Annotated in this window: 6 protein-coding genes; 2 read left to right on the top strand and 4 right to left on the bottom strand. The window is 59.8% G+C overall.

Annotated elements, in window-relative coordinates; all coding sequences use genetic code 11:
* Nucleotides 1-12 precede the first annotated feature (12 nt).
* Entirely contained in the window at nt 13-1,209 is a 1,197-nt protein-coding gene (locus tag JO015_17540; protein MBW0000902.1) for an efflux RND transporter periplasmic adaptor subunit, read from the bottom strand.
* Between the two features lie 838 nt (nt 1,210-2,047).
* Nucleotides 2,048-5,407: a CHAT domain-containing protein gene (locus tag JO015_17535; protein ID MBW0000901.1), complete on the bottom strand. Its 3,360-nt coding sequence runs from the start codon at nt 5,405-5,407 to the stop codon at nt 2,048-2,050.
* Nucleotides 5,408-5,892: 485 nt separating this feature from the next.
* On the opposite strand from JO015_17535, the gene JO015_17530 reads away from it, so the two are divergent.
* Nucleotides 5,893-6,966 (top strand): phosphotransferase, encoded by a 1,074-nt coding sequence (locus tag JO015_17530; GenBank protein MBW0000900.1) that lies wholly within the window; start codon nt 5,893-5,895, stop codon nt 6,964-6,966.
* Complete coding sequence (gene eno, locus JO015_17525) at nt 6,963-8,267, top strand: phosphopyruvate hydratase (protein MBW0000899.1); 1,305 nt, start codon at nt 6,963-6,965, stop codon at nt 8,265-8,267. The genes JO015_17530 and eno overlap by 4 nt, the downstream gene beginning before the upstream one ends.
* A gap of 618 nt (nt 8,268-8,885) precedes the next feature.
* Here eno and JO015_17520 read toward each other — a convergent pair.
* Both JO015_17520 and JO015_17515 read right to left on the bottom strand, forming a co-directional pair.
* Nucleotides 8,886-10,175 carry a nucleoside permease gene (locus JO015_17520; protein ID MBW0000898.1) on the bottom strand — a complete coding sequence of 430 codons (1,290 nt, stop codon included), beginning with the start codon at nt 10,173-10,175 and terminating at the stop codon, nt 8,886-8,888.
* A 425-nt stretch (nt 10,176-10,600) separates the two neighbouring features.
* Complete coding sequence (locus JO015_17515; protein MBW0000897.1) at nt 10,601-10,828, bottom strand: hypothetical protein; 228 nt, start codon at nt 10,826-10,828, stop codon at nt 10,601-10,603.
* Nucleotides 10,829-12,139 lie beyond the last annotated feature (1,311 nt).

Below are 12,139 nucleotides of genomic sequence, written 5' to 3'. Positions count from 1 at the left end.
TCTCCCCCGGAGCTAGGATTGGCCCGACGGCGGGTTCTTCTCTGAACCAGCTCCGGCGCCTTCGGCCTCCGGTTGTCCCGGGTACGGCTTGGCCGAGACCTGCATCCCTTGGCGGACCTTTTGGAAACCTTCCACCACCACCTTCTCACCCGCTTTGAGGCCTTCAGTCACGACGATTAAGCGGCCGTAGACCGGCCCGGCTTTCACCGCCCGGATCTCCGCCTTGCCGTCCGGGTGGACGACCACGACCTGGTCACCGCCCTGTAGTTCCGAGATGGCTTCCTGCGGAATCAACAGCGCGTTCGGGATCGTCCGGACCTCGGCACGCGCCCACACGTATTGCCCGGGTCGCAACGTCAGGCCGGGATTTGGGAAGTTAACGGCGATCTGAATGGTCCCCGTCTTTGGATCGACCTGGCGGTCTACAAAAGCGAACTTGCCTTTGTGCGGGTAGACGCTGCCATCCGGCAGGATGAGTTCCACTTGCTCCGGACGCTCGGCCTCCGGCACGCTCATCATCTGCTTCAAGCGGTCGGCGAACTCCCAATAGTTTTGCTCGCTGATGGGGAAATAGCACCGGATCGGCTCGATTTGGGATACGGTCGTCAACGCCGAGTTACTCCCGGTGCCGACCAGATCCCCGATCTGCGCCTGCGCCTGGCCCGCGATGCCGTCCAGCGGCGAAATGATCTTCGTATAGTCCAGGTTCAGCTGAGCTTCGTCCACCGCCGCCTGGGCCGCCGCCACTTTGGCCAAATCCGTTTGATAGGTCTGCGTCTGGTTGGTGTACTGCTCCTCAGAAATGACTGCGCCCCGCCACAGTTCCTTTGCCCGCTTGGCCTGCAGGTCTGATGCAAGCAAATTTGCCTTGGCCTCTTGGAGTTGGCCGTTGGCTTGAGCCAGGGCCGCCACGAACGGCCGGGGATCGATTTCAAACAGCAGATCGCCTTTCTTGACGTAACCGCCCTCCTGGTAGGCGCGTTTCTGTAGATACCCGGTCGCGCGCGCCCGGACGTCGGCATTCTCGGACCCGTTGAGCGTGCCAACCCACTGGCGAATAAAGGGAACCTCTTTCTGGATGACCTCCGTAACAAGAACCTCAGGAGCGGCGGCAGCCTGCTCCGGGGACGGCCGTTTCTCGCACGAACTGAAGGCGATCAAAAATGAAAGCGAGAACGCTACCCTGCCGATGGAAACGAGTGCCTTCATAGTGATTGTCCGACCGAATGGGGCCCGTGTTTTCATGGAATCGACGTCGGTGCAATCCTCTAGATTGGGACACGGTGAGGACATCCACCGGCAGCAAGGGTCACCCCCCCGCCGCAGGCACCAACCCGTTCTGCGACAGAGAGTAACATAGCCGGTCGGCCGTGTCTATCAGACCTTAGTCCAATGCTAAGGCGTCACGTCCGTACGCCCACCCCGACAAACGCCCGCCCCGGCGGGGCGGGCGTTTGTCGGGGTGGGCGTACGGACGTGACGCCTTTGGAGGGCTGGATGGCGGGGGAAACGCCTTCCCAGGGTTCCACCCCGCTGCCATTTAGTTAAGGGCCGCTGGAGGGGGCGCTTTCGTCCCGAAGGGACGGCTGAGGTTAGCCAGGGACTTCAGTCCCTGGACGGGGCATTTAAGGGGGATCGCGTCCCGTCGGGACGCCTGAAACGCTGCCCCGTGGCGTGCCGGCTCCCAAACGGCCAGCCAAACCCGGCGCGACCCTCGGCGACGAACACCCGAACGGCGCCCCACCGTTGAGGCCCGCCTGGCCCGGCGCACGCCTTCAGGCGTCCCGATGGGACGCAACCCCTGGGGGACGCCTTCACAGGCACAGGCACTAAAGCTACCTGCCTAACCTCAGCCGTCCCTCCGGGACGAAGGCAATACCCGGCCTGCCGTCCTTAACTAAATGGCAGTGGGGTTCTACCCTGGGCTAAGGTCTCCCGGCCCGTCGGGCCTAAACCGTTTATACGGTTCAACAGGTGTAACGCTCGCAGGGCGCCTGGGAAGGACGACAAGATTTTACCTCTATCGCCGTCGAAATGGTATTCCGGCCTACGTACTTTGCCCTAGCAGCGCGACGTGAAGTCCCTCCTTGCCAGCCTCGGGGTAGATTGCTTCATACCTATATTGCTCCTGCAGATCCGGACGCGCCCACACTTCGTTGTATTTACTCCGGTAGTTGAAGTGCAGGGACGGCCGGCTCGCGCCGTCCTTGTTCCGACCGTATTTGATAATCCGCGCGATCGCCTCGCGGTCCGGATGGCAAAAGTGATTGCCGTTGGTTGAGACAAGGTACCGAGGGCAATCGAGGAGCTCAAGCAGTTCAGTGCTCAGGTTGTTCTGGCTTGCGTGGTGCGGCACCTTGAAGGCATCCAGCTTCAGCTTCGAGCCGGCCATGCCACGACGTTGCTGCAGCAGCATCCGGACAGAAGCCGCCAGGACAGGGGCATGCGCATCGGCACCGAGGAGGACGCTTGCGCCCTCAAACTCCGCCAGGACGGCTATACTCGAGCCATTCGGAACACCGGCGTCGCCGGCAAAGGCTGAATCAGCCAGTTGATCAACGTCGGTAGAAGATGACGGCTTTCCCCTTAGGAATTGACTGTAGTCGACTCGGGAGCCAGGCTCCAGGCCGTAACGTTTCAGTTCACGCGTCCACGCCGGAGCCAGTTTCTTCAACTGCGCCGGCGTCGGCGACAGCAAGGTGAGTCTCATGCCTCCGGGCAGCGTGTATTCCGGGAGTTCGTCACCGGCCACGACGATAGTTCCCCCGTCCAACCACCGGTTCCACGGGAGCTCAAACTCCTGAATCGCGGTTGAAAAGATCTCGCCTTGTCTTGCGCCGAGTTGTCCCGAGACGTGGCGCCAACCGTTAAACCAGACGTCGCCGAACTTCAACCCGCGTTTGATCGTTTTGAGGAACGGAAGCGCACCCCCGATATGATCCGAGTCGATGTGAGACATGATGAACAGCTCGAGCAGCCGCTCTTTCTCAGGCACCGCCTCGACGCGGCGGTTTAGCTCTTTGACCGCCCGCTGAGTACCGCAGTCGATCATCCATCGATGGGTAGACCGTTGATCACCGTACTCGATCCATAGGGCGTCCCCATGTTCAGCCGGGAGCATCTCGACCCGGAAGAATGGCGCGCCCCGGGATTTGCGAGGCGGTGGCGGGCTCCTACCGCTCGCCGATGGTCCGAGCGTGGGTGACTGGCTTGACTGGCTGCCGGCCGGCTCGCCAGGCTGCGCAGGCGCAACCGGTGCACTCGACCCTGAGGCCGCGGATCCGCCGTCCCCCGGAGGACTGGCAGGCCCAGGCGGCATTGATCCACCTCCACTCTCCGAAGGACCCAACGACGGTGGCGCCGTGGGATTGCCGGCCGGTCCGCCCCCCTTCCGGCGCAGGACTTTGACCAGATCTCCTGCCGTATGAATCAGACCGAACGATCCGTCCCATTCGGCGCAGCGCTGAATCCCTCGCTCAGCCAACCCCTGCTTGAAACGTTCTGTGCCCCACCAATTGACGTAGCGGTCGAATTGCCGTCGCGTGGACTGCACCGGAAACTCGTCGCCCCATGGATAGAACGCAACGAGTCTCCGGGCGTGTTCCATCGCCTCTTTGTAGCATTCCTCCTTTTGCGTCTGGCTCAGACCGGGTTTACCGAGCCGAAGCAACCACAGCTCGGCGAGGCTGCCCTGCGCCCATGCACGTTCTTCCTTCGTTGCATGCTCACGATACAAATCCGCACAAAACGTGGCTGCACTCCACCGCGCCTCGTCATTATCCTTTCCTAACACTACCGAGAGCGAAATGAACTGGACCAACACCCAATGTACGGTGGCGATGCGCTGCACCGCGCGTGCCTCGTTGACGAGCATGCCGCGCACCCCCTGGTCGTAGTAGTGCAACGCCTCCTCGAGCAGCTCGTATTCATCTCTCCAGTACCTGCGATCGTTTGAAGGGGTTTGCTCGGAAAGCGTAAATGCCGCCTGCGCCAAACGCTTAAGCGAGCTGGCCCGGAGACCAAGGCACTCGACGCCGTACTGCCCGTTCAATGGCAATCGCTCCACGACATTGTTGATATCCCTGTCACACTCTTCGAATGACGTGGTACTCGGCGCTTCTTGAGCAGCCTTTCGTACCGCAATGTCGATGCGCTCGAGCGCGGCGTTCATCGCCCGCCGGGTTTGGCGGTATCGCAGCGCATCCAACTGTTCGGACCACGTTTGGGGGAGCGCCTCGTAGACGACAAGACTCGCCCAGTCATGCCAAGTCGACGTGAAAAGAGCATGCAGCTTGCTACGCAACTGCTGGAGCAGCACGAGCGGATTCCTGCCCCAGAGAAGTCCCTTATAGAGGGTCTCGGCAAAGGGGATCGAGCCGTCTTTGCTGAGCGGAAACTGCGAGGCGACCACCAGAGGAATACCGGACTGATGCAGCGCATGCGCGAAGCTCGCGCCTGGAACGGCGACGGTGCCGACGTTGGCGCTGTCGCAGCTCGCGACGGTGACCACGGTAGGCCGGTGAATGCGGTTGTCGCCGACCGACGTCAGTGCGCAGGCAAATTGCTCGCCGGACACCACGTCGGCCGAGCCGTCGTCCGCACGAAGGACCAGGCCGAATGAATCGCGTGAGGTCTCGCTCAGGTCGCCATGAGCAAGGACATGAACATGCGTGTACTTGTGGTCATCGCATTCTCCCACGACTTGCGTCAGCGTCGGATTGATCAGGATCGTCAGCAAATCACCGTACTGTTCGCGGTCGGGGTCCTTCGAGCGCACGGGATCATCGCGGCGCGGGTATCGGAAAGGTTGAATCGCCTCCAGAAGCTTTTTTCGGTGATCTTCGTAAGGGACGTAATCCGGATCGCCGGCGATGAACAGGATGCGCGGCCGGTCCGGCCATACGACCCCTTCCGCCGATACCGTTCGGATGTTTCTGGTTATGCAGATCGGCGGGCGCGTCTGGATCGACAGACAACTCTCCCCGGTCACGGCAGGAGATACCGGCACTTTTGCGATTTCAAAGGGGAGGAGAGCCAGTTCAGACGGGGAGAGGGTGATGCGAAGATGGACAAGCGTGCTCGTGTGGTTCGGATCACTGGCCAGTGCACCCGGCAGCCCCGGAACAGACCCGAGAATTCTACCCATCTCCACACCGGTGGTGTGCAGCATCGCCTGGCGATCGGCAGGCGCGCCGGTTTCGTAACGCAACTCTCTCAGGCGTCTCTCGAAGGCCGCGTGTTCGTACGGCACCGAAACGACCCCGGCCCCGGAGTCACCCGAGATGGCAAGATATTCCGTGAGCGGCGACAGCAGCTGGTTGTGAGGAGGTCCTGCACGAAGAAACTCCACATGGACAAGCTTGATCTGAATGTCGCTGAGGGTTGAAGATTGCAGGGGACTATCCATAAGGCGGTAAGCTGGATTTCGGCGGGCTGCATAAACTTTGTACCAGAACCTCGTTGCCGAGCGCAGCTCAAAACAGTGGAGGGTCAATGCCTCGCTCGCGGAGAGTCAATTCTTAGTTGCCGGGCTTTGCTCACGAGCAAGTTCAACTCAAGATTTACGTCGATATCCTACCGTCCCGCCGGTGCGCCGGTTAGCCGCGGTGCTGCACTGGTCGAATTGGCGCCGGACTCACCAAGCCCAAGCGCAGTTCTTTCACTACAAAATCCGGAACGCCTTGAATGCCTTGCACCATCTGCGACTGTAATATTAAGCCGCCCGGCTCAGGTTTTGTCCAATTCTCACGGCGGAGGCCCTGGAAGTTAGGAAGGCCTTTGGAGGTAATCGATACAACAGCTCACGTCCCGGTTTGGCAGGGCGGCGAGGCGCTGGATTCACATTACCAATTTCGATCCTCCGTCCGATGCCGGCGGCGACGTGTGACAAGGGTGAAAAGGCTCTTGCATCGTTTGCAGGCGGCGTGCCCGGCGGATACATTTATCCTTATTGATATCGAGGATGCCGACGAGCTGATCAGGTACTTGCGCCAAACCGGGCGGATCGACCCGGATGAAACTCCGGGGCTTCGCGCCCTGCCGGGGGGCGTCTCAAATAAAACGATTTTGCTGCAGCGGCAGGACGGCGCTCGCTGGGTTTTAAAGCAAGCCCTCCCAAAATTGCGCGTCCAAACCGAATGGTTCAGTGACCCGGCGCGGATTCAGGTGGAAGCTAACGCTCTACGGTATCTCCCGCGCCTCACACCCCCAAACAGCACACCAGCGCTCCTGTTTGAAGACCAACGCCAGCACCTGCTCGCCATGGAAGCGGTGCCCGAACCTCATGAAAACTGGAAGGAACGGCTGCTCAAGGGCTTGGTCGATTGCGACCTGGTTCGGCAGTTTGGGCGGCTGCTTGCAACCCTTCACCGGACCAGTCACGAGCTGCGTCAGGAGTTAGCCCCGATTTTTCGAAGCCGCATCTTTTTCGAAACCTTGCGGCTGGAACCTTATTACCGGTTCAGCGCAGAGGCGGTGCCCGAGGCGAAGGCGTTTTTACTTGCCTTGCTGGCAGACGTTCGCAAACGCCGCGTGAGTCTGGTCCACGGCGATTACAGCCCCAAAAACGTCCTGGTGCATGGGCGGCGGCTGGTGTTGCTCGATCACGAAGTCCTTCATTTCGGCGATCCGGCCTTTGATGTCGGCTTCAGCCTGACCCATTTGCTCAGTAAAGCGCTACACCTCCCGGAACATCGAGCGCCGTTGCTGGGGGCAGCGCTCGAACATTGGGGAACCTACGCGGCGCAACTGGACCTGGTTCCCTGGTTTGAAGGCATCGAGTGCCGGGCAGCCAGACACACAGCCGCTTGCCTGCTCGCCAGAACGGCAGGCCGCTCGCCTCTTGAATACCTTTCTGCCGAGGAACGCGCCAGGCAGCGGGATGCGGCCCTACAGTTGATCACCTGTTGCCCGGCAACCGTGCCGGACCTTATAGACCGCTTTGGTCAGGAAATCGTGCGCCGATGAGAATCAAACGCGTGGATGCATGGGAAGTTTTGGACAGCCGTGGCCGTCCGACCGTCGCTGCTGCATTGATGCTGGACGACGGGACGGCCGCTTCGGCATCGGTGCCCTCGGGCGCATCGACCGGCCGCGCGGAAGCCAAAGAGCGACGCGACGGCGGGAAACGTTTTCGCGGGCTTGGCTGCCGGCAAGCGGTCGCCCACATCCGCGGGCCCATTGCTGCGGCGCTGCTGGGCGAATGTTTTGATGACCAGGAGCAATTGGATCGCCACCTGCTGGAACTGGATGGCACCGCCGATAAGTCACGCCTCGGCGCGAACGCTTTGCTCGCCGTCTCACTGGCGTTTGCCCGGGCGGCGGCAGCCTGCTCCGGGATCGAGCTGTTTACCTACTTTGCGTCGCTGCTTCCAGAGCCGTTCCCCCCGCGTCTTCCCGCCTTGACGATCAACCTCTTCAGCGGGGGAAAACACGCCTTTGGGCAGGTGGCAATTCAGGATGTGCTCGTCGTTCCGAAACTGGGCGCGACGGTCATGGAACGGCTGGCGCAGGTTTACGAAGTTTATCAACAGGCAGCAGCGCTCGGCGCCCGCCGCTACCAAGTCCGCGCGCTCACCGCAGACGAGGGGGGATTGGCCCCGCCTTTCAGCGACAGTTCGGAAATGCTTGAGGCGGCCGCTGAAGCCGTCGGTGCCGCGGGCTATGAACTCGGTCGGGAAATCGGTCTCGCCGTCGACGTGGCGGCGAGCCATTTCGCCCTGGCCGGCGGGTACTACAACCTCGACGGCAAGAGCTTGTCGTCGGAGCAACTCATCGAGACGATCAGCGCGTGGACCCGTTCTTACCCCGTCATTAGCGTCGAGGACGGGCTTGCGGAGGATGACTGGGCGCACTGGCCCGTCTTACGGCGGGAACTCGGCGACCGGGCCTTGACCCTGGCCGACGACTTAACGTGTACAACGCCCGCGAGAATTCGGCGTGCGATCGATACGGGTGCGGCAAATGCCTTGCTGCTCAAAGTGAATCAGGTCGGTACCTTGACCGAAGCAAAAGAATCTTACCTGTCGGCCAGAGCCGCGGGGTGGCCCGTCTCGGTCAGCGCCCGCAGCGGCGAAACCGAAGACGCCTGGCTGGCGGATCTGGCCGTGGGCTGGTCGGCAGAGTTTATCAAAATCGGTTCAATCACTCAATCCGATCGGCTGGCCAAATACAATCGCCTCCTCCAGATAGAGCACCAGTACACGATGACCGGCTTTAGCCCCGAAGGGGTGTTAGAACTTATACCATTTCGATGGCCATCGAGGTAGAATGTTGTCTTAGGCCCAACGGGCCGGTAGAACATAGCCCAGGGTTTACCCTGGGAACGCACCCCTCCCCCCGATCGAGCCCTGAAGGGGCGGCAGAATCCATGAGCGACGCCTTCTACCGCCCCTTCAGGGCTCGATCGCGATTTGACGGTTACCCAGGGTAAACCCTGGGCTATGTTCTCGCGTCCCTTCGGGGCTGAAACCCGGGAGAAATTCCACCAGGATAACTGTCCAAATGGTGTAAGAGGGTGTGTGAAAACCGGCGGCAACGGGGTGAATTTTCCCGGGCATCTCACACACCTGCCTAACATCAGCCGTCCCTGCGGGACGAAAGCATCCTCCTCGCCCTTAACCAAATGGCAGCCGGATAAAACCCTGGGCTATGTTCCCTCGGCCCGTTGGGCCTAGTACTAATTGCGGATCCTCAGCCGCCTGATTCGAACCCTGCAAATCCGAGCCCAAGTGTTGAACGGGGATTGGCGCGCCACGCTGTCGCAGTGGTACCCCGGCATGCAGTTAACGCCCGAGCCGAAAGCAGCTTAGCCCCCGGTTTTTTCCACTCTCCCCACGAGGAGTTGTTGAATGTGGCGATAGAGGGGGGGACTCGGCCTGGATCTCTCACGGCTGGATCGCGCCGGTCCCCATTTCACTTTCCACAATCCCTTTCTCGACTCTGTCCGCGCTGGTTCGTGTAGGCCGGTCCTTGAACAGGATAGCGAAAACCACGATGACCGCACCCGCCATTCCGGCCGGGACCAGCCACACCGCTTTCCACAGATTGTCCACCGCGCCTTGCGCAGCGAGCATTTGATAATGTTGGACGACACGGCCGGAGATCTCGGCACCGATCAGCATGCCGACGCCGTAAGTGATCAGTGCGAGGAAGCCTTGTGCGCTGGCTCTAATCGTGCTGGGCGCGGTGTTATTGACATAAACTTGGCCCGTTACAAAGAAGAAAGCGAAACATATACCCTGCATGAGGATGCCGGCGTAGTACATGAAGACGAGTCCTTGCGGGTTGCCGAAAGCAAACAGCAAGTAGCGCACAAACCACGCCAGCATGCCCAAAAACAGCACCTTCTTGATGCCGAGTCGCACGAAAAAGAACGGCATGACCAGCATGAAGAACAACTCGGAGATCTGGCCCATGGTCATTTTGCCAGCAGCGTTGGCGACACCTCTCTCATTCAGGAACAGGTTGGCGAAGTTGTAGTAGAACGCTAGCGGGATACAGATCAACAGCGAGCAGATGACAAAAACGGCGAACGACCGTTCGCGCATCAGCCTGAGCGCGTCCAGTCCCAGCACCTCTTTGATCGTGACCTTTTGGCCCAGCAACTTCGGCGGCGTGTGGGGCAAAGCAAAGGCGAGCAACCCCGCCAACACTGAGCAACCGGCCGCAACCTTCATCGGAACGGACGTGGCCTCCACCTTCATAAGGCCAATCCCCAGACCCGCGACGATCCATCCAAGCGTGCCGAAAACACGGATGCCTGGAAATTGCTTTTCGGGGTCGTCAAGCTGGTCGAAGCAAACGGCATTTACTAACGCCAGTGTCGGGTTATAACATAGTGCGTAGACGAGCAATATCCAAAAGAGTGCTGCCGGTTCCGCGACGCTCGAGGCGGCATACAGGGCTGCGGCCCCAAGCAAATGCAGGATGCCTAACACCTTCTCGGCGGGGAATAAACGGTCGGCGATCATGCCCACGAGGAAAGGCGCGACGATTGCGCCCCAGGGCATCGTGCTGTAGGCGCGGCCTATGAAGTCTCCCTGAAGCTTTAAACCTTGCCCTAAATAGGTGGACAGGGTGACAAACCAGGCACCCCAGATGAAGAACTGGAGAAACATCATCGCCGAGAGACGCACCCTTGTTTCGCGGGTGAGCTTGGTGGGAAAAGCATTCATAATGATCAGTCTAGACGGGGACCACAGGGGAGCAATCCGAGTTCAAAGTCGGGTTCTGCTGAAAAACCCTTAATTTCGCGATCCTGCTCGAGAGTGAGTCCGTCGTGTTGAGCTACTTACCAGTCACGATTTTCCGCAGGTCGTGGTCTTTCAACAGAAACAAGTGCGCTGAGGTTTAACAAATAGAATCATTAAAGCATAGTGTCGCCTAATATCGCTTTTTACTAGGCTTTTCCTCAACTAACCGAATGTAATCCTATCAGTTAAGTCTTAATAAAACGCCAGCCTTGCGGTAAGGCCTGAAAAAATCGAACCGACCTCGCCACAACATCTCTCGGCGAAACACCTTCGGGTAGGGGTGGCGTAACCAGGTATTCCCGATCAGGGTCGACCCATATGGCGCTTATCTCACTCAAGCGCGTCCCCTACAGTCCATGAAGGCAATTCGGATTCACAACCCACGCAGGCGGCGCGTGGCTCATGCGTCGAGGCACAGTTTGAAGGGCTGCCTGTGCTTCAGATAGCTTCTGGATTGCCTCTTTAATGGCGTTCAGCTGTTGGGCTTCCCACCTTGTGTATTCTTCCAGCGCTGCTTGCTGGCTTTTCAAGACCGTTTGAAGCTCCTCAACGGTGTTTTGTTCGTTTATATTCATCGGTTTTTTCTATCAACCCTCGTCATGTTACCGCTTAATGCTTGAGTCGCTTGGAATGGGAGGGTAGCTCCCTCGTTGGCTTGTGAAAATGCGCGCGGTGATCGATGCCCTAAAAAGCACTGACTGCGAAAACCCCGGTCTGGAATCAGATGGACTTTCAGGCGGAATGTGGTCATCCAAACTCCTCACCGAGAATAGGGAGGCCTTCCCTCACAATCATGGAAAGAAGTACGAGTAACGCGGTGAATATGACAACTAGGGTTGCAGCTTGCAACATCTTTCTACAGGAAAGTTGGACGCATAAGCGGAAAAAGCCGGTGCAAACGTTTGCTTGATCTCTACGTGGTGATAGCGCCACTGTCGCGAGGCCCTTTATGAGTGGACGGCCTAGCGTGCGGTTCTCGAGAGGAGTCCAGTGATAAAGGGCAGCAGGTGGTGCCCTTTATTGGTGGAATGTGGCCCTTAATGAGTGGACGAAGCGTCGCGCCGTTTTGCTTGTCGCCGCCGTGGCCCGCCAGGCCGAGTTTGGCCCCATTTTGCCTCACAAAGGATGGCTCTTGAGTCCCAAGCCACCAGATCTGATGGGAGAGTGGAACAAATCGGGGGCTAAGCTGCTTTCGGCTCGGGCGTTAACTGCATGCCGGGGTACCACTGCCCGCCTGATGGACCTTTCGAGCCTCCGCGGCTGACTCGCGGCCGGCATTCTTCCATGGGCCGTCTCGTTCCGACGGCTGGGGATGCCGGCGGGAGGCGCGCGCCGCACTGGGTCCTTCGGTCCATTTACGATCTACGATCCCCGGCGAAGGCCAAAATGTTGTCTTCCTTTCCGGATGCTTCGCCGGATTTCTACCTATTATTCCGTATAAACGGCCTTAGATGGCGCGTGAAAACCGGCGGCGGCGAAGTGAATTTTGCTGGCATCTCACACGCCCGCTTAGGCCCAACGGGCCGGCAGAACCTAGCCCAGGGTTTACTCCACGGCCATTTAGTTAAGCGCCGGTGGAGCGGGGCGCTTTCGTCCCGCAGGGACGGCTGAGGTTAGGCAGGTAGCTTTAGTGCCTGTGCCTGTGTGCGGGCGTCCCCCCGGGGGTTGCGTCCCCTCGGGACGCCTGAAGGCGTGCCCCGGGCCACAGGCGGGCGTCAAAGGTGGGGCGCCGTTCGGGTGTTCGTCGCCGAGGATCGCGCCGGGTTTGGCTGGCCGTTTGGGAGGCGGCACCCGCCGGGCCAGCGTTTCAGGCGTCCCTACAGGACGCGATCGCTCTTAAATGCCCCGTCCAGGGACTGAAGTCCCTGGCTAACCTCAGCCGTCCC

The organism is Verrucomicrobiota bacterium (genome assembly GCA_019247695.1).
In the GTDB taxonomy this organism is placed as follows: Bacteria; Verrucomicrobiota; Verrucomicrobiia; order Chthoniobacterales; family JAFAMB01; genus JAFBAP01.
Note: the sequence above shows the minus strand (reverse complement) of the source record. Positions and strands in the feature narration are given on the sequence as shown.